Source organism: Variovorax sp. J31P179, assembly GCF_030316985.1.
Classification (GTDB): Bacteria; Pseudomonadota; Gammaproteobacteria; order Burkholderiales; family Burkholderiaceae_C; genus Variovorax; species Variovorax ginsengisoli_B.
On sequence record NZ_JASZYL010000007.1, the window covers coordinates 20,123 to 39,804 of the forward strand.

Annotated in this window: 20 protein-coding genes; 4 read left to right on the forward strand and 16 right to left on the reverse strand. The window is 70.2% G+C overall.

Annotation, left to right across the window (positions count from 1 at the left end; all coding sequences use genetic code 11):
- Positions 1–6: 6 nt before the first annotated feature.
- Genes QTI17_RS18865 through QTI17_RS18880 form a run of 4 tightly spaced genes read right to left on the reverse strand, consistent with a single transcriptional unit; the run spans position 7 to position 2,812 of the window.
- Complete coding sequence (locus QTI17_RS18865) at positions 7–543, reverse strand: DUF2946 family protein (protein WP_286534946.1); 537 nt, start codon at positions 541–543, stop codon at positions 7–9.
- Positions 544–574: 31 nt separating this feature from the next.
- Positions 575–1,549: a YheT family hydrolase gene (locus QTI17_RS18870; protein ID WP_286534947.1), complete on the reverse strand. Its 975-nt coding sequence runs from the start codon at positions 1,547–1,549 to the stop codon at positions 575–577.
- Between the two features lie 8 nt (positions 1,550–1,557).
- The gene (locus QTI17_RS18875; RefSeq protein ID WP_286506421.1) at positions 1,558–2,010 is read right to left on the reverse strand and encodes a YybH family protein; all 453 of its coding nucleotides are present in this window, start codon (positions 2,008–2,010) and stop codon (positions 1,558–1,560) included.
- A gap of 46 nt (positions 2,011–2,056) precedes the next feature.
- Positions 2,057–2,812, reverse strand: a complete 756-nt coding sequence (locus QTI17_RS18880) for a hypothetical protein (RefSeq protein WP_286534948.1) — start codon at positions 2,810–2,812, stop codon at positions 2,057–2,059.
- Positions 2,813–2,857: 45 nt separating this feature from the next.
- On the opposite strand from QTI17_RS18880, the gene QTI17_RS18885 reads away from it, so the two are divergent.
- Genes QTI17_RS18885 through QTI17_RS18895 form a run of 3 tightly spaced genes read left to right on the forward strand, consistent with a single transcriptional unit; the run spans position 2,858 to position 4,948 of the window.
- Complete coding sequence (locus tag QTI17_RS18885) at positions 2,858–3,454, forward strand: LemA family protein (protein WP_478140819.1); 597 nt, start codon at positions 2,858–2,860, stop codon at positions 3,452–3,454.
- 16 nt (positions 3,455–3,470) lie between these two features.
- Positions 3,471–4,430 carry a TPM domain-containing protein gene (locus QTI17_RS18890; RefSeq protein ID WP_286534950.1) on the forward strand — a complete coding sequence of 320 codons (960 nt, stop codon included), beginning with the start codon at positions 3,471–3,473 and terminating at the stop codon, positions 4,428–4,430.
- Positions 4,431–4,432: 2 nt separating this feature from the next.
- Positions 4,433–4,948 (forward strand): TPM domain-containing protein, encoded by a 516-nt coding sequence (locus QTI17_RS18895; protein WP_286534951.1) that lies wholly within the window; start codon positions 4,433–4,435, stop codon positions 4,946–4,948.
- Here QTI17_RS18895 and QTI17_RS18900 read toward each other — a convergent pair.
- Both QTI17_RS18900 and QTI17_RS18905 read right to left on the reverse strand, forming a co-directional pair.
- A complete protein-coding gene (locus QTI17_RS18900; protein WP_286534952.1) occupies positions 4,945–5,778 on the reverse strand; it encodes a class III extradiol dioxygenase family protein in 834 nt (277 codons plus the stop codon). The genes QTI17_RS18895 and QTI17_RS18900 overlap by 4 nt on opposite strands.
- A gap of 20 nt (positions 5,779–5,798) precedes the next feature.
- Positions 5,799–6,137: a protocatechuate 4,5-dioxygenase subunit alpha gene (locus QTI17_RS18905; RefSeq protein WP_286534954.1), complete on the reverse strand. Its 339-nt coding sequence runs from the start codon at positions 6,135–6,137 to the stop codon at positions 5,799–5,801.
- 126 nt (positions 6,138–6,263) lie between these two features.
- Here QTI17_RS18905 and QTI17_RS18910 point away from each other — a divergent pair, with 126 nt between their 5' ends.
- Complete coding sequence (locus tag QTI17_RS18910; protein ID WP_286534955.1) at positions 6,264–7,184, forward strand: LysR family transcriptional regulator; 921 nt, start codon at positions 6,264–6,266, stop codon at positions 7,182–7,184.
- Between the two features lie 12 nt (positions 7,185–7,196).
- Here QTI17_RS18910 and pdeM read toward each other — a convergent pair whose 3' ends face one another.
- The 10 genes from pdeM to QTI17_RS18960 all read right to left on the reverse strand — a co-directional run bounded on the left by pdeM (position 7,197) and on the right by QTI17_RS18960 (position 19,681).
- Positions 7,197–7,871 carry a ligase-associated DNA damage response endonuclease PdeM gene (gene pdeM, locus QTI17_RS18915; RefSeq protein ID WP_286534956.1) on the reverse strand — a complete coding sequence of 225 codons (675 nt, stop codon included), beginning with the start codon at positions 7,869–7,871 and terminating at the stop codon, positions 7,197–7,199.
- Positions 7,872–7,904: 33 nt separating this feature from the next.
- Positions 7,905–10,418 carry a ligase-associated DNA damage response DEXH box helicase gene (locus QTI17_RS18920; RefSeq protein ID WP_286534957.1) on the reverse strand — a complete coding sequence of 838 codons (2,514 nt, stop codon included), beginning with the start codon at positions 10,416–10,418 and terminating at the stop codon, positions 7,905–7,907.
- Complete coding sequence (locus QTI17_RS18925) at positions 10,418–12,064, reverse strand: ATP-dependent DNA ligase (protein ID WP_286534959.1); 1,647 nt, start codon at positions 12,062–12,064, stop codon at positions 10,418–10,420. Before QTI17_RS18925 ends, QTI17_RS18920 begins: the two co-directional genes overlap by 1 nt.
- Complete coding sequence (locus QTI17_RS18930; RefSeq protein WP_286534960.1) at positions 12,061–13,098, reverse strand: ligase-associated DNA damage response exonuclease; 1,038 nt, start codon at positions 13,096–13,098, stop codon at positions 12,061–12,063. Before QTI17_RS18930 ends, QTI17_RS18925 begins: the two co-directional genes overlap by 4 nt.
- A gap of 93 nt (positions 13,099–13,191) precedes the next feature.
- Positions 13,192–14,358, reverse strand: coding sequence for a Gfo/Idh/MocA family protein (locus tag QTI17_RS18935; protein ID WP_286534962.1), 1,167 nt, complete (start codon positions 14,356–14,358; stop codon positions 13,192–13,194).
- Positions 14,358–15,323, reverse strand: a complete 966-nt coding sequence (locus QTI17_RS18940) for a substrate-binding domain-containing protein (RefSeq protein WP_286534963.1) — start codon at positions 15,321–15,323, stop codon at positions 14,358–14,360. The genes QTI17_RS18935 and QTI17_RS18940 overlap by 1 nt, the downstream gene beginning before the upstream one ends.
- A gap of 58 nt (positions 15,324–15,381) precedes the next feature.
- Positions 15,382–16,401 carry an ABC transporter permease gene (locus QTI17_RS18945; protein ID WP_286521907.1) on the reverse strand — a complete coding sequence of 340 codons (1,020 nt, stop codon included), beginning with the start codon at positions 16,399–16,401 and terminating at the stop codon, positions 15,382–15,384.
- Positions 16,379–17,869, reverse strand: a complete 1,491-nt coding sequence (locus QTI17_RS18950; RefSeq protein WP_286534964.1) for a sugar ABC transporter ATP-binding protein — start codon at positions 17,867–17,869, stop codon at positions 16,379–16,381. The genes QTI17_RS18945 and QTI17_RS18950 overlap by 23 nt, the downstream gene beginning before the upstream one ends.
- Positions 17,866–19,035 (reverse strand): ROK family protein, encoded by a 1,170-nt coding sequence (locus QTI17_RS18955; protein WP_286535339.1) that lies wholly within the window; start codon positions 19,033–19,035, stop codon positions 17,866–17,868. The genes QTI17_RS18950 and QTI17_RS18955 overlap by 4 nt, the downstream gene beginning before the upstream one ends.
- Positions 19,036–19,261: 226 nt before the next feature.
- On the reverse strand, positions 19,262–19,681 hold the full coding sequence (locus QTI17_RS18960) for a F0F1 ATP synthase subunit epsilon (RefSeq protein ID WP_286506402.1): 420 nt from the start codon (positions 19,679–19,681) through the stop codon (positions 19,262–19,264).
- Position 19,682: the final 1 nt, after the last annotated feature.

The following is a 19,682-nucleotide window of genomic DNA, read 5'->3' on the forward strand; positions in this document are numbered from 1 at the left end:
CTTTTTTCATGGTCGGAGCGACGGCTGGCCGGCGGACGGGCTCAGCACATGGCCGAAACGGGCCGGAAGGTCTTCGGCGCGGACATCCTCGGGGACCCATCGCCCCTGCTCGATCGCCTCGGCCGCCAGACCGACATCCTGCGTATGGACCAGGCCGAGACCGATGTCCGCCACCAGGTAGAGCCGGCCTTCGCCGTCGAGCAGGCAGGCCGTGGGCTCGATCGGCAGACCGGAATGCGAGCGGACCGACAAATCCTCCGACACCCGCCAGATCCACGGCGCGGCCTCGAGCTCGACGTAGACCCGCTGGGGCCCGTTCTGGAAGAACCACTGGCCCCGGTCGTCGTGTTCGTAGTTGCGCTGGATGAAGTCGATCAGCTTGTCGTGCCGAAGCTGCGAGCCCCTGGCCTGGCTGAACGGCCCCAGGGCCTGGGTGCGGTCGTCGCGCAGGAACCAGTTGCCGCGGGCGTCGAGCCCCAGCCAGCCGTAGCAGTGCGGCACGTTGGGCCACTTGGCAAGGGCCTTCAGAACGATCTCATCCATGGCGCCATTTTGCGCCGTGCGGGTCTGTGCCTCAGCGGTGTTCGTTCAGCCAGGCCACCACGCGCTCGGGCATGGCCCGCACGTGGCCCGGAGGTGCACCGAGCGGGAAGCCCACGTGGCCGCCGTGAGCGGGCTGCCAGAGCGTCACGTGGCTGCCGACTTCGCCCTGGCGCGGCAGGCTCGCGGCCGGCACGAACGGGTCGTTGACGGCATTCACGACCAGCGCCGGGATCCGGATCTGGTGCAGGTGCGGCTTGGCCGAGCCCCGCGACCAGTAGTCGTCGGTGCCGCGGAAGCCGTGCAGCGGCGCGGTGAAGACATCGTCGAAGGCGTAGAGGTCGCGCGCCGCGAGCAGCTTCTCGCGGTCGAACAGGCCCGGGTGCTGGGCCAGCTTGGCCAGCGCCTTGGGCTTCATGGTCGACAGGAACATGCGTGTGTAGACCAGCCGGTTGAAGCCGCGGCCGATGGCGGCGCCGCCGGCCGCGAGGTCCAGCGGGGCGGAGATCGCGGCGACCGCGCTGGCCACCTTGGCGGCCTCGGACCCGGCCTCCTCGGCCCAGCGCATCAGCGCATTGCCGCCGAGCGAGACACCCGCCGCCAGCAGAGGCTGGGCCGGGTCGCGCTGCGCGCGCAGGCGGGCCAGGATCCAGCCGACCTCCTCGAAGTCGCCCGAGTGGTAGGCCCGCGGCGCCAGGTTGAGCTCGCCGCTGCAGCCGCGGAAATGCGGCACGGCATAGTCCCAGCCCCGGGCATGAGCGTAGGCGCCGAAGACCTCGGCGTAGTGGCTTCTGGACGACCCCTCGAGGCCGTGGAACAGCACCAGCAGCGGCCTCGGGCCGGCCACCGCGGCATCCAGGAAGTCGACGTCGACGAAGTCGCCGTCGGGCGTGTCCCAGCGCTCGCGCCGGTAGGCCGGCAACGGTGCCTCGGCGCGCCGCGCGTACAGCGCGGGCCAGATGGTCTGGAGGTTGCCGCCGGGCAGCCAGCGTGGGGCGACGTACTGCATGGCCGCGCTCAATGCAGCGTCTGCGGCGCCTCGCTGGCGTCGCCGGGCTCGTGCGCACTGCCGGGGCTCGCATGGTGCGCGACCATGCGCCAGCCCTGTGCCGTGCGGTGATAGACGTTGGTGGCCAGCACGAAGGCATGGCGCGGCCCCTCGGCGGTCAGCACCTCGATGCGCTCCAGCACGTTGTGGACCGCACTGGCGAGCGATTCGACCTTGCGCACCCGCGCCGGCGTGGCCTGGATGGCGCCGTTGCCGAACATGTGCTCGAAGGCGGCGCGGATCGCCTCGGCCCCGACCAGGCGCGGGCCGCCCGGGTGGACGCAGAACACCTCTTCCTCGTCGGCCCAGCAATCCATGAGGGCGTCGACGTCGCCCCGCTGCAGGGCTTCGTAGAAGGCGGCTTCGACATCGTCGGCGGTGCCGCCGATGGTGCTGGCGCGGAGTTTGGCTTTGGTGGACATGGTGGTGCTGCCGGAAGTAGCGATTTTGCCTCGGTCGCGCGACGCCTCAAGGGCCGGCGGCCACCCAGCCTTGCACCACCGAGCGCAGTTCGCCCTGGGTGGCGCGCCAGACCAGTTCGGGCGCCGCCACGTGCACCCCGGGCGGCGCCAGCGCCAATGCGACGTCGACCAGCTCGGCCACCTTGGAGGCCCGCGCCGGCTGCTCGCTGGGCGGCACCATGAAACGGGCGATCGACAGCATCCAGGCCGCCAGCCGCTCGGCGGGATGGGCCAGGCGCCGCGCCACCGGCTTCTGCGCCGAGCGCACCAGCAGCACGCGCTCGAAGCCCAGCGCCACCACCGCCTGCTCGTCGAGGCTGGCCAGGCCTCGCTTCAGCGCCTCGGGCAGCCGGCCCTGGTCGTGCGGCAGCACCACCGCCAGCGTCTGGACGCCGCACGACCGCAGCCAGCCGGCCAGCGCCGGCAGCTGCGCCGGCTCGGGCGTCCACAGCGCCCGTTCGCGGTCGTAGAAAAGCCGCGGCGGCTCGAACAGCACCAGCGCCGTGCGGGCGGCCACCGGCGGCCACTGCGCCATCGGCAGGTCCGGCACCTGCACGGTCTCGACGCCGGGCAGGCCGTCGCGGATGGGTTCGCGCGCGAGCACGTAGGTATGGTCGAAGCGATGGCGGCCCGCGAGCCGCCGCACCAGTTCGTGGCCCAGCACGCCGGTGGCGCCGGCGATCAGCAGCGCGCCCTTCGACGGCCGGCCATCGGAGGGTCGCCGGTTCGCGGCCTGCAGGGCCTGGAGCGGATCGGGCGCCATCCTTCTATGCTACCTTTGCCGACTTCGTACAGAGAGGGCTCGGACATGTTGAAACGCTGGCTACTGATCTTGATCGCGGCGCTGTCGCTCGCGGGCTGCGGCTACAACGACTTCCAGCGCCTCGACGAGGCCAGCAAGTCGGCCTGGAGCGAGGTGCTCAACCAGTACCAGCGGCGCGCCGACCTGGTGCCCAACATCGTCGCCACGGTCAAGGGCGAAGCCAACTTCGAGCAGGAGACGCTCACCAAGGTGATCGAGGCGCGGGCCAAGGCGACCTCGATCCAGGTCTCGCCCGAGACGCTCAACAACCCCGAGGCCTTCGCCCGCTTCCAGCAGGCGCAGGGCGAGCTGTCGGGCGCGCTGTCGCGGCTCATGGCGGTGTCGGAGCAGTATCCGAACCTGAAGGCCAACCAGGCCTTCCGCGACCTGCGCGTGACGCTGGAGGGCACCGAGAACCGCATCACGGTGGCGCGCAACCGCTTCATCCAGACGGTGCAGGAGTACAACGTGCTGGCCCGCAGCTTCCCGACCAACCTGACGGCCAAGGTGCTGGGCTACCAGCCCAAACCCAACTTCACGGTCCAGAACGAAGCCCAGATCTCGGCGCCGCCGACGGTCGATTTCAGCGCCCCGAAGAAGTAGGCGCGGCAGCCAGGCGATGACGGCGGCCCGCATCCGGCAGGCACTGACGGCCCTCCTCCTGGTGGCGGCGGCGCTGCTGGGCGCGCGGGCGCAGGGCCTGCTGCCGGTGCCCGCGCTCGACGCCCGCGTGATCGACCAGACCGGCACCTTGAGCGCCGCGCAGCGCAGCGCGCTCGACGCCAAGCTGCAGGCCTTCGAGCAGAAGAAGGGCTCGCAGATCGTGATGCTGATGGTCCCGACCACCCAGCCCGAGGACATCGCGAGCTACGCCAACCGGGTCGGAAACGCCTGGAAAATCGGCCGCAAGGCGGTCGGCGACGGCATCCTGGTGGTGGTCGCCAAGGACGACCGCAAGATGCGCATCGAGGTCGCCAAGGCGCTCGAGGGCGCGGTGCCCGACCTGGCCGCGGCCCGCATCATCGACGAGGCGATGAAGCCGCGCTTCCGCCAGAACGATTTCGCCGGCGGCCTCGATGCCGCGGCCGACCAGCTGATCGCCCGGGTCAACGGCGAGGCGCTGCCCGAGGTCGACGCCCGCGGCGGCGACTTCGGCGAGGCCCCGCGCGGCGGCAGCGGCTTCAACTGGCAGGACCTGGGCATCTTCCTGTTCGCGGTGGTGCTCGTGGGGGGCCCGATCGCGCGCCGCATCCTGGGCAAGATCCCGGGCTCGCTGGCGCTCGGCGGCCTGACCGGCGTGGTGGTGATGGTGCTGACATCCAGCCTCGTGATCGCGGTGCTGGCCGCGCTGGGCGCCCTGCTCTTCACGCTGCTGTCGACCGCCTTCGGTGCCGGGCCCACGATCGGCCGGCGCGGCGGCGGCTTCGGCGGCGGCCTGGGCGGCGGATTGGGCGCCGGCGGCCTGGGCGGCTGGGGTGGCGGATCTTCTCGTGGCGGTGGCGGCGGTGGCTTCGGCGGCGGTTTCGGCTCCGGCGGCGGTGGCGATTTCGGCGGCGGCGGCGCCTCGGGAGACTGGTAGTCATGGCCTTGTTCGCACGCCTCGCCCGCATCTGGCGCCATCGCTGGACCGACGAAGCCGACCTGCGCCGCGCGCTGCCGGCCGACCTGCTCGATCGCCTGACGCGCCGCGTATCCGCCAGCGAAAAGCGCCACACCGGCGAGATCCGCATCTGCGCCGAGGCCGGCCTGCCGCTGTCCTACCTGTGGCGGGATGCGCCGGCGCGGGAGCGCGCCATCATGCTGTTCGGCAAGCTGCGCGTCTGGGACACCGAGCACAACAACGGCGTATTGATCTACCTGCTGCTGGCCGAGCACGCGATCGAGATCGTCGCCGACCGCGGCATCGATGCGCGGGTCGACGACGCGCAATGGGCGGCCCTGGCGCAGCGCATGGGCGCCGCCTTTCGCGAGGGGCGCTTCGAGGACGGGCTGACCCAGGCGCTGGAAGAAGTGTCGGCGCTGCTGGTCGCGCACTTTCCGCTGGCCGAGGGCCAGGCCGACCGCAACGAACTGCCGGACGCGCCGGTGGTGCTTTAGGGCACCAGAAGCATCAGGCCCGAGGCCGTGTTGGAGATCGGCAGGTGGTAGTTCCGATGCAGGCAGCGGGCGCTTGACCCGAGGGCGCCGCGGGTGGCCAGCCACATCAGCAGCTCGACGCCCTGGGTGCCGGCCTTCTCGACCAGCTCATGGGTGCTGAACTGCGTCGCCCATTTCGGGTCGTCAACCAGGCTGTCCATGAACCGCAGGTCGAAGTCCTTGTTGATGAAGCCGGCGCGCTGGCCGTCCAGCTGGTGCGACAGGCCGCCCGTGCCCATCACGGCGACCCGGGCGTCGCTGTCCCAGCCGCGGATGGCGCGGCCGACCGACTCGCCCAGCGCGTAGCAGCGCCTGGCCGAAGGCAGCGGGAACTGGACCGTGTTGATGCACACGGGCACGACCTTCACGGGCCAGGCCTGGTCCGGCCACAGCAGCGCCATCGGCAGCGCGAAGGCGTGATCGACCTGCATCTCCTGGCAGCTCGTGATGTCGAACTCGTCTTGCACCAACGCGTCGATCAGTTGCCACGACAGCGTCTGCTCGCCCTCGAACGAGGCCATGACCGGCAGGCCCCAGCCTTCGTCGGCGCCGCTGTAGACCGGTGCGGCACCGACCGCGAAGGTCGGCATCTTGTCGAGGAAGAAGTTGAGGCCGTGGTCGTTGTAGAACACCACGAGCACTTCGGGCCGGGTCTCGGCCAGCCAGCGGTGCACTGGCGCGAAGGCATCGAAGAAGGGGCGCCAGTAGGGCTCCTGCTGCAGGTTGCGGGCGATCGCGCGGCCGATCGCCGGCACGTGGGAGGTGGTGATGGCACCAACGAGATTGGCCATGGCGGGTGTCTCCGGGCGGGTCAGGCGGCGGCCAGGAGCCGGGCCTGGAACTCGGCCTTCGTCAGGCCGGTCTGCTGGGCGCCGATGTCCTGCATGTCGAGGCCGAAGATGCCGGCGAACTTGGCGAGGTAGTAGGCGTTGCCGCCGGCCTCGATCAGCTGCAGCACATTGCGGGCGCGAATGGCTTCGCGCTGCTGCGCGTTCAATCCGTAGGCTGCGCAGTAGGCGTCCTCGTCGCGCACGAAGGCCTCGCGGTTGGCGGCTTGGTTGAAGGAAAAGCACATCTTGTTCAGCGCGTAGCCCTTGCGGGCCTGTCGGCCGTCGAACAGGGTCGTGCCGGGAATGTCGGGGGTGCACATGAAGGTCTCCTGGATGGGTCGATTGGGCAAATGCTTGACCTGGATCAATCGCGTGCACTCCAGACCGGCCTGCGCAGTGTTCCGGCAATCGACGCGCCGATAAAGGCCGACATACTCATGCCATCCATGAGCGAATTCGATCATTTGGATCTGGACGGCCACCTGCTGCGCCTGCTGCTCGCGGTGCACGAGGAAGGCTCTATCACGCGCGCGGCGCAGCGCCTGGGCGTCACCCAATCGGCGGTGAGCCATCTGCTGGACAAGCTGCGCGCCATCGTCGGCGACCCGCTGTTCGTCAAGTCCGGCCGCGGCATCGTGGCGACCGCGCAGGCCGAACTGCTGGCCGGGCGCGCCCGCGTGCTGCTCGACGAGTTGCGCGCCTTCAGCACCGCGGCCGGCTTCGAGCCCGCCCGGCTCACGGCCTGCTTCACCGTGGCCGCCAATGACCTGCAGCGCGACCTGCTGGTGCCGGCGCTGCTGCGCCGCCTTCGGGCCGAGGCGCCCGGCGTCACGCTGCGGGTCATCGCATCGGGCGCGCCGGTGCCCGCGATGCTGCGGGAACAGGCCTGCCAGTTGATCATCACGCCGCGTCCGCCCGAGGGCTCGGACATCATGCAGAAGCGGCTGTTCGAGGACCACTACCGCGTCTACTTCGACGCCGAATGCCGCGCCGCGCCAACCACCGAGGCCGACTACCTCGCCGCCGAACACGTGAGCGTCCTCTATGAACCGCTGCGGCGGCTCGACATCGACGATTTGTTCGCGCAACGCCATGTGGAGCGCCGCATCGTGGCCAGCGTCCCCGGCATGGCCGGGCTGGGCGCGCTGGTGCGCGGCGGGCCGTGGCTGGCCACCGCCCCCTCGCTGCTGATCGAGGGCGCCTTGCGCGGGCTGGCATCGGTGCCGGTGCCGCTGCACACGCCGGCGATGCCGATGTACATGGCCTGGCACCAGCGCCACCAGGTCGATCCGATCCACCGCTGGCTGCGCATCCACCTCGAGGCCGTGGTGGCCGCCACCTTGGCGGGGACGCGGCACCTGTCCTGACCGCGCCGCCCTTCAGGCCAGGCCGGGAAGCGCCCAGACGCCATTGCCGCCAACCGCGTAGAAGCGTCGCCCGGGCGCCGGCTCCACCTGCCAGCCACCGGTGAATTCGCCGAAGGCGGGCAGGATCAGTTGTTCGCCCTCGCGCACGAAGCAGGGCATGCGCAGGCTGTCGCGGCCACGGCCATGCAGCCTGCAGGCCGGATGAAGATGGCCGGCCAGCACGAAATGGGTCGGATGACGCTGCGGGTGATGGCAGGCCGCGAAGGGGCCGATCCGATGCGGCTCGTCGACCAGTTGGAAGCGCAGCGCGGCCGGCGGGTCGCCGGCGCGGCTGTCGTGGTTGCCGCGCACCAGCGTGCAGGCCAGTGCGGCGTGGCGGTCGCGCCAGGCCGCCACCGCCGCCAGCAGCGTGGCCGTGCGGGCCTGCGCCGCATGCAGGAAATCGCCGAGGAAGACGATCTCGCGTGGCGCCAGCCGCTCGATCAGGCGGTCGAGCCGCGCCAGGTTCTCCTGCGTGGTGCCACCGGGGACCGGCTGGCCCAGCGCCCGGTAGGTGGCTGCCTTGCCCAGGTGCAGGTCGGCCGCGAACAGCACGCCGGCAGCCGGCCACCAGAGTGCGCGTTCGGGCAGCAGTTCGATGGTTTCGCCGGCCAGTTCGATCCGGCAGGCAGCGAGCGGCGAGGTCACGGTTCGAGTTTCCCAGAAAGCGGCGCGGCGGCTTCAATGGCCAGCGGCCGCGCTTTCGAACTGCTGCACCATGCGCGCGATGCGGTCGGCCACGCTCTCGTTCGAAAGCTTCTCGCGAAATCGCTCGACCATCAGCGGGAACGCGAAGGGCGTGGGCTTGGCGAGCGTGCGCAGCACCAGACGTTGCGCACGCATGCGCACCAGGCTGGCCCGCAGGCGGCCGATCTCGAGCTCCTGCGCCAGCAGTTCGGCCTCGGCCTGCTGCAGCAGCCGATTGGCGGGGTCGTACTTGCGGAACACCTCGTAGAACAGCGACGACGACGCCTGCAGCTGCTTGTTGCTGCGCTTCTCGCCCGGATAGCCCTGGAAGATCAACCCGGAGACTCGCGCGATCTCGCGAAAACGGCGGCGCGCAAGCTCGGTGGCGTTCAGCGAGGCCAGCACCTCATGCAGCAGTGCCGTGCGCTCGTCGTCATGCGCGATCGCATCCTGGGCCTCGGCATCGTGCCCGGCCACCAGCACCTTCGGCAGCAGGGTCGGCCAGTCGACCTCGGTGGCACTGAGCAGCTCGAAGCCGTAGTCGTTGACCGCGATCGAGAAGGTGCGCGGCTGGTGCTGCGCGACGCGCCAGGCGACCAGGTTCGCCAGCCCGAGGTGCACCGGCCGGCCCGCGAAGGGATACAGGAACAGGTGCCAGCCCTCGCGCGACTTGTGTACTTCGGCCAGCAGCGTCTCGGGTGTGGGCAGCGCCGACCAGCGCTGCTGGATCTCGAGCAGCGGACGCACGCATTGCAGTTCCGGCGTTTCATAGCGGCCTTCGTCGGCGAGGGCGAGCTGCTGCACCACCGCGTCGGCCAGCGTGCTCGACAGCGGCATCCGGCCGCCGTTCCAGCGCGGCACCGCGGAGCGCTTGCCGCTGGCGCGCCGCACCCAGGCGGTCATGTCGTGGATGCGCACCAGTTCGAGCAGGCGGCCGCCGAAGAGGAAGCAGTCGCCCGGCTTCATGCGCGCCACGAAGCCCTCCTCGACGCTGCCGATCTTCGCGCCGCCCAGGTACTGCACCGACAGGCTGGCGTCGCTCACGATGGTGCCGATGTTCATGCGATGACGGCGCGCCAGCCGCGCATCGGGCACGCGCCAGACGCCTTCCGCGTCGGGCACCGCGCGCCGGTAGTCCGGGTAGGCGGCCAGCGATGCGCCACCCTGCGAGACGAAGTCCAGGCACCACTGCCAGCTCTCGCGCGAGAGCGCGGCATAGGCGGCCGTGCTGCGCACCTCGTCGTAGAGCGCGTCGGGCACGAAGCCGCCGCCGAGCGCCACCGTGACCATGTGCTGCACCAGCACATCGAGCGGATGCTCGGGCGAGCGGCGCGATTCGATGTGGCCGGCCGCGATCGCGGCGCGCGCCGCCGCGCCCTCCACCATCTCGATGCTGTGGGTCGGCACCAGCGTGACGCGCGATGGCCGGCCCGGCGCGTGGCCGGAGCGGCCCGCGCGCTGCAGCAGCCTGGCCACGCCCTTCGGGGAGCCGATCTGCAGCACGCGCTCGACCGGCAGGAAGTCGACGCCCAGGTCGAGGCTCGACGTGCAGACCACCGCCTTGAGCTCGCCGTTCTTCAGGCCCAGTTCGACCCACTCGCGCACCGCGCGGTCGAGCGAGCCGTGATGCAGCGCGATCTGCCCGGCCCAGTCGGGCCGCGCCTCGAGCATCGCCTGATACCAGATCTCGGACTGCGAGCGGGTGTTGGTGAAGACCAGCGTAGTGGTGCTGGCGGCGATTTCCTCGATGACCTGCGGCAGCATCGTGAGGCCCAGGTGGCCGCCCCACGGAAAACCCTCGGCCCGACCCGGCAGCAGCGAGTCGACGACCAGCTTCTTCGGCACCTCGCCCTGCACCAGCAGGCCCGGCTCGTCGCCCAGCAGGGTGCGCATCGCCTCTTCGAGATTGCCGAGCGTGGCCGACATGCCCCACACGCAGAGCCGGTCGTTCCAGCGCCGCAGGCGCGCCAGCGCCAGCTGCACCTGGACGCCGCGCTTGTTGCCGAGCAGTTCGTGCCATTCGTCGACCACCACCATGCGCAGCGTGCCGAGCACCTCGCGCGCATCGGCGCGCGCGAGCAGCAGCGACAGGCTCTCGGGCGTGGTGACGAGCACGGTCGGCAGACGCTGGTTCTGGGCGCTGCGCTCCGCCGAGCCGGTGTCGCCGCTGCGTGCGCCGGCGCTCCACGGATGCATCTCGGCACCGGCGGCGTCGAGCGCCTGCTGCAGGGCACGCAGGGTGTCGGCCGCCAGCGCGCGCATCGGCGTCAGCCACAGCACCGTGAGCGGCGCCGCGGCTTGTGGCCGCTTGCCGCCGGGACGTTGCGGCGGCGACGCGAAGGCCAACAGCGCGCCGAGCCAGACGGCGTAGGTCTTGCCGGCCCCCGTGGTCGCGTGCAACAGGCCCGAGCGGCCCTGCGCCACCGCCTTCCACACGGCGCGCTGGAACTTGAAGGCCTTCCAGCCACGCGCCGCGAACCAGGCATCGAGCGCTTGTTTCGTCGTCATCACGAAGGCAGCAGCGCCGCCAGGGTCTGCAGGGTATCGGCGTCTTCGACGGTCTTGTCGTCGCGCCAGCGCAGCATGCGCGGGAAGCGCACCGCGATCCCGCTCTTGTGCCGCGGGCTGCGCGCGATGCCTTCGAAGCCGAGCTCGAACACCAGCGTCGGCCGCACGCTGCGCACCGGCCCGAAGCTCTCGATGGTGGTCTTGCGGATCACCGCATCGACTTTCGCCATCTCGGCGTCGGTGAGGCCCGAGTAGGCCTTCGCGAACGGCACGAGCTTGCGCTCTGCCGCTTCGGGCGGCCCGTCCCAGACCGCGAAGGTGTAGTCGCTGTAGAGGCTGGCGCGCCGGCCATGGCCGCGCTGCGCGTAGACCAGCACCGCATCGATCGAGAGCGGGTCGATCTTCCATTTCCACCAGGTGCCGACGTCCTTGGTGCGGCCGACGCCGTAGCGGGCGTCGCGCTGCTTGAGCATCATCCCTTCGACGCCCATGGCGCGCGCCGCCTCGCGCTGCCGTGCCAGGTCCGGCCAGTCGCCGCCGTGCAGCATCGGGCTCGCGATCAGCGACGGATGCCGCACGCTGGCGAGCAGGTCGTCGAGCAGCGCGCGGCGCTCCTGCTGAGGCATGGCGCGCAGGTCGCGGCCCTGCCATTCGAGCAGGTCGTAGGCCAGCAGCACCACCGGGATCTCACGCAGCAGCTTCGGCCCGAGCGTCTTGCGGCCGATGCGCTTCTGCAACTCGGCGAAGGGCTGCACACGGTCCTCGCGCCAGACCACGATCTCGCCGTCGAGCACCGTGCCGTCGGGCAATGCATCGCCCATCACGGAGAGCTCGGGGAAGCGATCTGTCACCAGCTCCTCGCCGCGCGACCAGAGCCAGACCTGGCCCGCGCGCTTGACCAGCTGGGCCCGGATGCCGTCCCACTTCCACTCGACGATCCATTGCGAAGGCGCACCCAGGGCGGCATCGAACTGGTCGAGCGGCAGGTTGAACGGATGGGCCAGAAAAAAGGGATAGGGCTGGCCACTGGTCTTCTGGTCGCGCTCGCCGGTGCTCTCCGGCGAGATCAGCGCCGCATAGTCGGCGGCCGTCGGCTGGCCGCTGATGTGGGTGTATCCCATGAGCCGCTGGGCCACGCGCTTGGGGTCGAGCGCGCCGACCGCGGCCAGCGCCTGCGTGACCTGCAGCTTGGACACGCCGACGCGGAAGCCGCCCGTGATGAGCTTGAAGTAGACCAGCCGCTCGTCGATGGCGAGGCGCTGCCACTGCGCTCGCAGCGCATCGGGCAAGGCGTCCGGAGGCGTCTTTCGCAGCGGCAGCAGGTGCGCCTCGATCCACTCCGCAAGGCCCATGTCGTGCCTGTCGGTCGGCGCCGGCAGCAGCAGTGAGATCGTCTCCGCGAGATCGCCGACCGCTTCATAGCTTTCGTCGAACAACCACTCGGGCAGGCCCGCGGCCTCCTGCGCGAGCAGCCGCAAGAGCTTGGCGGGCACCAGCTGGCGCGGCTTGCCACCGGCCAGGAAGTACACGGCCCAGGCCGCGTCCGGCGCCGGTGCGTCCTGCAGATAGCGCTGCAGCGCGGCCTGCTTGGCGAGGCTGGAGGTGGTCGCGTCGAGTTCGCGATAGAGCGCGGCGAATTGCTTCATGGCGCAGGCGCGACCGGCTCCGTGTCCTCGTCGCCGTATTCGGTCTTGAAGCCCTGGGCCTCGAGCCCGTTCTCTGTCAGCCAGCGGACCAGCACCGCGACGCTGCCGTGGGTGACGAACACCCGCTCGGCGCCGGTGCCCGCAATGGCCTGCTGCAGGCCGGGCCAGTCCGCGTGGTCGGACATCACGAAGCCGCGATCGACGCCGCGCCGACGCCGCGTGCCGCGCAGCTGCATCCAGCCGCTGGCGAAGGCATCCGAATAGTTGCCGAAGCGGCGCATCCAGGGCGTGCCCTGGGCCGACGGCGGCGCCAGCACCAGCGCGCGCCTGAGCAGCGCGGCTTCGACGCCCGGATCGGTCACGCGAGCGGTCGGCGGCAGCGCCACGCCGGCGGCGCGGTACACCGCGTTGAGCGGCTCGACCGCGCCGTGCACCACGATCGGCCCGATGGCCGGATCGACGCCGTGCAGGATCCGCTGCGCCTTGCCGAAGGCATAGCAGAGCAGCACCGACGCCCTGCCCTGTTCGGCGTTGGCGCGCCACCAGTCGTTGATCTCGGCGAACAGCGCCGCCTGCGTCGGCCAGCGATAGATCGGCAGGCCGAAGGTCGACTCGGTGATGAAGGTGTCGCAGGGCACCGGCTCGAAGGGCGTGCAGGTGCCGTCGGGCTCGGTCTTGTAGTCGCCCGAGGCGACCCAGACCCGGCCGCCGTGTTCGAGCCGCACCTGGGCCGAGCCGAGCACATGGCCGGCCGGGTGCAGCGAGATGCGCACGCCGTTCTGCACGATCGACTCGCCGTAGGGCAGGGTCTGCAAGGTGATCTCGCCGAGCCGCGTACGCAGCGTGCCTTCGCTGTCGGTGTGCGCCAGGTAGTGGCCGTGGCCGACGCGGGCATGGTCGGAGTGCGCGTGGGTGATGACGGCGCGGTCGACCGGGCGCCATGGATCGATGTAGAAGTCGCCCGGCGGGCAGTAGAGGCCTTCGGGGCGGGCGACGACGAGGTCGCCGGAGGACGTGGGCGGCGCAGTGACCATGGTTCCCGCCATGGTAGGCCGCGCAAGGGCCGGCAGCGCCGTGACTCGGGCGCGACGCGATGTGGGCCGGGGCCTACGCGCGCGCCCGACGCCCTACCACGCCGTCCATTTCTGCTCGCTGCCCGCCGAGGCCACGGTGCGTTCGATGAAGCGCACACCGCGCGCACCGTCTTCGACCCGCGGATAGTCGGCCGCGAGGGGATCGGCCGCCTGGCCCGCGAGCCTCGCCCGGATGTCCGCGACCACCCCGCCGTAGACATTGGCGAAGGCCTCGATGAAGCCCTCCGGATGCCCGCTCGGCAGGCGGCTCGCGCGCCGCGCCGATTCGCACAGCCATGGCGCGCCGCGCGTGAAGATGCGCTTCGGGCCGTCGTGCGGGAAGTGCACGAGTTCGCTCGGCTGCTCCTGCCGCCAGACCAGCGTGCCGAGCGTGCCCGAGACGCGCAGCCGCAAGTCGTTCTCCAGGCCGGTGTTGACCTGCGATGCGATCAGCACCCCGCGCCCGCCACCGCGGAATCGCAGCAGCAGGCTGCCGTCGTCGTCGAGCGGCCGCCCGGGCACCAGCGCGCTCAGGTCGGCACAGAGGCTCTCGATCTCGAGGCCGGTGACGGTCGCCACCAGGTTCTCCGCATGCGAGCCGATGTCGCCGATGGCCCCGGCGGCACCGCTGCGCGCCGGATCGCTGCGCCAGGCCGCCTGCTTGTTGCCCTCGCCCTCGAGCCGGGTCGCCAGCCAGCCCTGGTTGTATTCGACCACCACCTTGCGGATCTCGCCGAGCTCGCCCGCGCGCACCATCTCGCGCGCCTGCCGCACCATCGGGTAGCCGGTGTAGTTGTAGGTGACGCCGAACACCGTGCCCCGGCGCGCCACCGCCGCGACCAGTGCATCGGCCTGGTCACGCGTATGCACCAGCGGCTTGTCGCAGACAACATGGAAGCCGGCGTCGACGAAGGCCTGCGCCACGGGGTAGTGCACATGGTTCGGCGTGACGATCGAGACGAAGTCGATGCGCTCGGCGGCCGGGCGCTTCAACTCATCGTCGAGCAGCGCCTGCCAGTCGCCATGATTTCGATCGTCCGCCAGGAACAGGTCGCGCCCCGAGGCCTTGGCCTTGTCCGGGCTCCCGGACAGCGCGCCCGCCACCAGTTCGGCCTGCCCATCGAGCGCGATCGCCTTGCGGTGCACCGCGCCGATGAAGGCGTCGCGCCCCCCGCCGACCATCGCGTAGCGCAGCTTGCGGCCAGAGGTCTCCGGAGACATCAGAATGGCGAGTCGGGGTGGTAGAAGCTCTTCGCGTTGTCCTTGGTGATCAGCACCGACGGAATGATCGTCGTCGCCGGCAGCTTCTCGCCCTTCAGCCGCGCTTCGGCCGTGAGCTTGATCGCGTCGTAGATGAACTTCGGCGAGTAGCTCACGTCGGCCTGGATGCGCGGGTCCTTGCCGTCCATGATGGTCTTGACCATGCCCTTGGCGCCGGCACCGCCGAACACCACCAGAATGTCGTCGCGCTTGGCCTGCTCGATCGCCTTCAGCACGCCCACCGCCATGTCGTCGTCGGCGGCCCAGATGGCGTCGATCTTCTTGAAGCGCGTCAGGTAGTCCTGCGTGACCTTGAAGGCATCGTCGCGGTTCCAGTTGGCGTACTTGGCGTCCAGCAGGGTGATGCCGGGGTAGTTCTTGAGCACGCTGTTGAAGGCGTCCATGCGCTCGTTGTCCAGCGTGGTCGCGATGCCGCGCAGCGCCACCACGTTGCCCTTGCCGTCCAGTTTCTTGGCGATGTATTCGGCCGGAATCTTGCCGAAGGCGGTGTTGTCGCCGGCCACGTAGGCGTCCTGCGCGCTGGTGTCGGTCAGGCCGCGGTCGACCACCGTGACGTAGGCGCCCTTGGCCTTGACCTGGGCCACCGGCTTGGTCAGCGCCGCCGATTCGAACGGGAACACCACCAGGGCGTTGATCTTGGTCACGGTCGACAGATCCTGCAGCTGGTTGGCCTGCTCGGGCGCGTTGGCCGCGGTCTTGATCGTGATCTTCAGGTCCTTGTGCTCCTTCTCGAGATCCTTCTTGGCCTGGTTGGCCCAGTAGTTGATGCCGCCCATGAAGCTGTGCGTGGCGGCCGGGATCGACACGCCGAGGTTGACCGTCTCGGCGGCCGCCAGCGCCGGGAAGGCCGCGATGCTCGCGGCGGCAATGGCGCCGAGCGCCAGGCGTCGTGTGAGGGAAGTCATGCTGCTTGTCTCCTGTTGTGAAAAAGAAGTGGAACGGACGGGAAAGCGAATTCGGCCCCTAGCGCTTGCCGCGCTGCAGGAAGGCCACGACGATGATCACGATGCCCTGCACCGCGGCATTCAGGTACACGCTGATGATGCTGGTGAGGTTCAGGATGTTGCTGATGACCGACAACAGGATCGCGCCGATCACGGTGCCCGTGATGCTGCCGGCACCGCCCTTCAGCGCCGTGCCGCCGACGATCACCGCCGCGATCGCCTCGAGCTCCCACAGCAGGCCGGTGGTGGGCGAGGCCGAGCCGAGCCGCGGCACGTACAGCAAGGTGGCGATGCCGACGCACACGCCCAGCAGCACGTAGGTCATGATCTTCACGTTGTCGACGCCCACCGCGGCGTAGCGCGCCACCTGCTCGTTCGAGCCGATGGCCTGCACGTAGCGCCCGTAGGCGGTGCGGTTGAGGATCAGCCCGCCGATCACCGCGACGATGAAGAACACCCACACCGGCACCGGAATGCCCAGCAGGCTCGCGTAGTACACCGGCGCGTAGAGGTCCGACAGCTCGTTGTCCAGGGTCAGCGCGCCGCCGTCGGCGAAGTAGGTCAGGTAGGCCCGGAAGATGCCCAGCGTGCCGAGCGTCACGATGAAGGGCTCGATCCGCCCCTTGGTGATCAGCAGGCCGTGCGCCAGGCCGAACACGGCGCCGAGCACCACGGCCAGCACCGCGCCGAGCACCACCGCGAGCAGCGGCGAGCCGAGCGCCGGGCCCATCGCGTTGATGAACATGATCACGCAGCCGGCGATCAGCGCGGCCATCGAGCCGACCGACAGGTCGATGCCGCCCGAGATGATCACGAAGCACATGCCGACCGCGATGATGCCGATGAAGGCGGTGCGGGTGAGCACGTTCATCGCGTTGTCGAGCGTGGCGAAGTCGCCGTTCAGCAAGGTGCCGGCGATGCACAGCAGCACCAGCCCGATGACCGGACCGAAGCCATGCAGGCGCTCGGTCCAGCGCGGCTGGACGACCGGGCGGTGCGCGGCCTGTGTGTCGGTGCTAGGGAGCTGTTCCGGTGGCATGGGCGATGAGCTCCTCTTCGGTGAGATGTTCGGCGTCGAGCGTGGTGACCAGCTTGCCCGCACGCATCACGGCGACGCGGTGGCAGAGTCCGATCAGCTCCATCAGCTCGGACGAGACGACGATCACGGCCAGCCCCTGCCGGGCCAGCCGCTGGATCAGGAAATAGATGTCGCGCTTGGCGCCGACGTCGACGCCGCGGGTCGGCTCGTCGAGCACCACCACCTTGGGCTGCGGCTGCAGCACCTTGGCCAGCGCCAGCTTCTGCTGGTTGCCGCCCGACAGCGACGAGGCGCGGGCGTCGAGGTCGCCGGTGCGGATACCGTAGTCCTTCACGGCCTCGGCCAGCGCGGCGCGCTCGGCGTCGGGCTTGAGCCAGGGCTGCGCATAGCGTTCCAGCGCCATCAGCGTGAGGTTCTGGCGCAGCCCCAGGTTGACGTGCAGGCCCTTGCCCTTGCGGTCCTCGCTCAGGTAGGTCAGGCCATGGCGGGCGGCGTCGCGCGGATTGCGGAAGCTGCGCACGTGGCCGTCGATCTCGACCGAGCCGCTCGCCGGGCGCAGGCCCAGCACGCCCTCGAACAACTCGGTGCGCCCGGCGCCGACGAGGCCCGCGAAGCCGAGGATCTCGCCCGGACGGACGTCGAAATTCGCGTCCCGGGCCCAGCCGGGCACGACGAAGTCGCGCACCCGCAGCGCCGGTTCCGTCGCCGTGACGACCACGTCGCGCGGCGGATACAGGTCGGCGAGTTCGCGCCCGACCATCAGGTTCGCCATCTGCTGTCGCGTGACCTCGGCGGTCGGCGCCCGGGTCACGAAGCGGCCGTCGCGCATCACGATGACCTCGTCCGTGACCTGTTCCACCTCGTCGAGCTTGTGCGAGATGTAGACGATGGTCACGCCTTCGGCGCGCAGCTGCGCGATCAGCTTGAACAGGCGTTCGGTCTCGCCGGGCGTCAGCGTCGCCGTCGGCTCGTCCATGATGAGCAGCCGGGCATGGCGCGAGACCGCCTTGGCGATCTCGACCAGCTGCTTCTCGGCCACGATCAGCCGCCGCACCTTGGTCCTCGGGTCGACATCGAGCCCGACCGCGGCCAGCGCGCTCGCCGCCTCGCGCTCCATTGCGGCGTCGTCGAGCAGCCAGCCCTTCTTCTTTTCATGCCCGAGGAAGATGTTCTGCGCCACGCTGAGGTCTTCCGCGAGGTTGAACTCCTGGTGGATCAGCACGATGCCCAGCGCCTCGGCATCGCGCGAGCTGGCGAATTGGCGCGCCTCGCCGTTCACGCGCAGCGTGCCGTCGGTGAGCGATTCGTAGCCGGCCAGGATCTTCATCAGCGTCGATTTGCCTGCGCCGTTCTCGCCCAGGAGGCCATACACCCGCCCGGGCTCGAGCGCGAACGACACGCCGTGCAGCACCTGCACCGGGCCGAAGGACTTGCGCACCTGCTCGAACGAGACCGACACGCTCGTCATGGCGCCACCCCCCGCACCTTGAGCGTCTCGTGCATCGCGAGCGCGCCGGCGCCGATCAGCCCGGCCTGCGCCCCGAGCGGCGTGTACTGGATCTCGAGGTGGCGCGTCGACAGCGCCAGCGAGCGCTGGTAGACGCTCTGGCGCACCGCGGCCAGGAACAGCGGGCCGATCCGCGTGATGCCGCCGCCGATGAACACATGCGAGGGATTGAAGAAATTGACGATCGACGCCAGCATCTGGCCGATCAGGCTGCCGGCGCGCTGCACGATCGCATTGGCCGAGGCATCGCCGGCGCGGCTGGCCTCGCCGACATCGATGGCGTCGATCCGGCCCTGGGCACGCAGGCATTCCGCCAGCGCGGCGCTCTCGCCGGCCATGGCGGCCTCCACCGCCATCCGCGTGATCGCCGGGCCGGCCGCCATCACCTCGACGCAGCCCAGGTTGCCGCAATGGCAGCGCGGGCCTTCCTGGTCGACGCAGATGTGGCCGACGTCGCCGGCCGAGCCGGCGGCGCCGCGATAGACCTCGCCGTGGCAGACAATGCCGCAGCCGATGCCGGTGCCTACCTTGATCACCAGGAAGTTGGTGAGCGAGCGCCGCAGCCGCCACAACTCGCCGAGCGCCATCAGGTTCACGTCGTTGTCGACGAACACCGGCGCGGCGTACTCCTCGCGCAGATAGTCGCGGATCGAGAAGCTGTCCCAGGCCGGCATCAGCGGCGGATTCACGAGCTGGCCGATCTCGAAATTGACCGGGCCGGGCACGCCGATCCCGATGCCGATCACCTGGCGCGGCGCGAAACCCGCACGCGACAGCAGTTCGCGCACCAGCACCCGCACCCGCGCCAGCACCACGCCCGGGCCCTCGCGCACGTCCGCCGGCTCGCCATGGTGGGCCAGCACTGCCAGGTCGGGACCGAGCACCGCCACATCGACGCTGGTGGCGCCGATGTCGATGCCGACCACCACGCCCAGGCCCGCATGCAGCTGGAGGTTCTCGGGCCGGCGTCCGCCCGACGAGCGCTGCAGGCCGGCTTCGGCCAGCAGGCCCTGTTCAACCAATCCGGCGATCAGCGCGTTGGTCTTGCTCTTGGAGAAGCCGAGCTGTTCGGCCATGCCGTGGCGCGACCCGCCGGCCGACCAGAAGGTGGTCTCCAGCAGCTGCATCTCGTCCGCGGTCAATCGGCTCCAGGGGGCCAAGTGCTTGTCTCCGGTATTCGTTCTTCTGTCGTGCCTGGCCGGGGCCGGCCTGAACGATGGCGAATACTAGGGGCGCGGCTTCAGCCAAACAAGTCCCATCTTCGACCAAATAAAGTCCGAAGTTGTTGACTGCCAGGCGCGGAAACGAAAAAGCCGCCCGAAGGCGGCTTTGACTCGGAAAGCGCGGGCGCGCCTACTTCTTCTGGCGGTACTTGCGCAGGGCGGCCAGCTGGGCCGCCATCACGGCCAGTTCCGACTGTGCCATCGCGATGTCGATGTCGGTCTTGGCGCTCTTGAGTGCTTCCTCGGCCGCGGCCTTGGCGGCGTTGGCCTTTTCGCTGTCGAGGTCCTTGCCGCGGATCGCGGTGTCGGACAACACGGTCACGGTGGTGGGCTGCACTTCGAGAATGCCGCCGGCCACGAAGACGAATTCCTCGCCGCCGTCGGCCGTCTCGATGCGCACCGCGCCGGGGCGGATGCGCGTGATCAGCGGCGTGTGGCGCGGGTAGATGCCGAGCTCGCCGGCTTCACCGGGCAGAGCAACGAACTTGGCCTCGCCCGAGAAGATCGACTCCTCGGCGCTGACCACGTTGACGTGAATGGTGCCTGCCATG

Excerpts from the sequence above, each read along its gene's own strand:
- QTI17_RS18935 (WP_286534962.1), bottom strand. The coding sequence starts at position 14,358 with ATGTCTCCGGAGACCTCTGGCCGCAAGCTGCGCTACGCGATGGTCGGC.
- QTI17_RS18940 (WP_286534963.1), bottom strand. The coding sequence starts at position 15,323 with ATGACTTCCCTCACACGACGCCTGGCGCTCGGCGCCATTGCCGCCGCG.
- QTI17_RS18875 (WP_286506421.1), bottom strand. The coding sequence starts at position 2,010 with ATGTCCACCAAAGCCAAACTCCGCGCCAGCACCATCGGCGGCACCGCC.
- QTI17_RS18960 (WP_286506402.1), bottom strand. The coding sequence starts at position 19,681 with ATGGCAGGCACCATTCACGTCAACGTGGTCAGCGCCGAGGAGTCGATC.
- QTI17_RS18895 (WP_286534951.1), top strand. The coding sequence starts at position 4,433 with ATGGCCTTGTTCGCACGCCTCGCCCGCATCTGGCGCCATCGCTGGACC.
- QTI17_RS18925 (WP_286534959.1), bottom strand. The coding sequence starts at position 12,064 with ATGAAGCAATTCGCCGCGCTCTATCGCGAACTCGACGCGACCACCTCC.
- QTI17_RS18865 (WP_286534946.1), bottom strand. The coding sequence starts at position 543 with ATGGATGAGATCGTTCTGAAGGCCCTTGCCAAGTGGCCCAACGTGCCG.
- QTI17_RS18920 (WP_286534957.1), bottom strand. The coding sequence starts at position 10,418 with ATGACGACGAAACAAGCGCTCGATGCCTGGTTCGCGGCGCGTGGCTGG.
- QTI17_RS18880 (WP_286534948.1), bottom strand. The coding sequence starts at position 2,812 with ATGGCGCCCGATCCGCTCCAGGCCCTGCAGGCCGCGAACCGGCGACCC.
- QTI17_RS18930 (WP_286534960.1), bottom strand. The coding sequence starts at position 13,098 with ATGGTCACTGCGCCGCCCACGTCCTCCGGCGACCTCGTCGTCGCCCGC.
- QTI17_RS18950 (WP_286534964.1), bottom strand. The coding sequence starts at position 17,869 with ATGACGAGCGTGTCGGTCTCGTTCGAGCAGGTGCGCAAGTCCTTCGGC.
- QTI17_RS18870 (WP_286534947.1), bottom strand. The coding sequence starts at position 1,549 with ATGCAGTACGTCGCCCCACGCTGGCTGCCCGGCGGCAACCTCCAGACC.
- QTI17_RS18905 (WP_286534954.1), bottom strand. The coding sequence starts at position 6,137 with ATGTGCACCCCCGACATTCCCGGCACGACCCTGTTCGACGGCCGACAG.
- QTI17_RS18910 (WP_286534955.1), top strand. The coding sequence starts at position 6,264 with ATGAGCGAATTCGATCATTTGGATCTGGACGGCCACCTGCTGCGCCTG.
- QTI17_RS18945 (WP_286521907.1), bottom strand. The coding sequence starts at position 16,401 with ATGCCACCGGAACAGCTCCCTAGCACCGACACACAGGCCGCGCACCGC.
- QTI17_RS18890 (WP_286534950.1), top strand. The coding sequence starts at position 3,471 with ATGACGGCGGCCCGCATCCGGCAGGCACTGACGGCCCTCCTCCTGGTG.
- QTI17_RS18900 (WP_286534952.1), bottom strand. The coding sequence starts at position 5,778 with ATGGCCAATCTCGTTGGTGCCATCACCACCTCCCACGTGCCGGCGATC.
- QTI17_RS18955 (WP_286535339.1), bottom strand. The coding sequence starts at position 19,035 with ATGCAGCTGCTGGAGACCACCTTCTGGTCGGCCGGCGGGTCGCGCCAC.
- QTI17_RS18885 (WP_478140819.1), top strand. The coding sequence starts at position 2,858 with ATGTTGAAACGCTGGCTACTGATCTTGATCGCGGCGCTGTCGCTCGCG.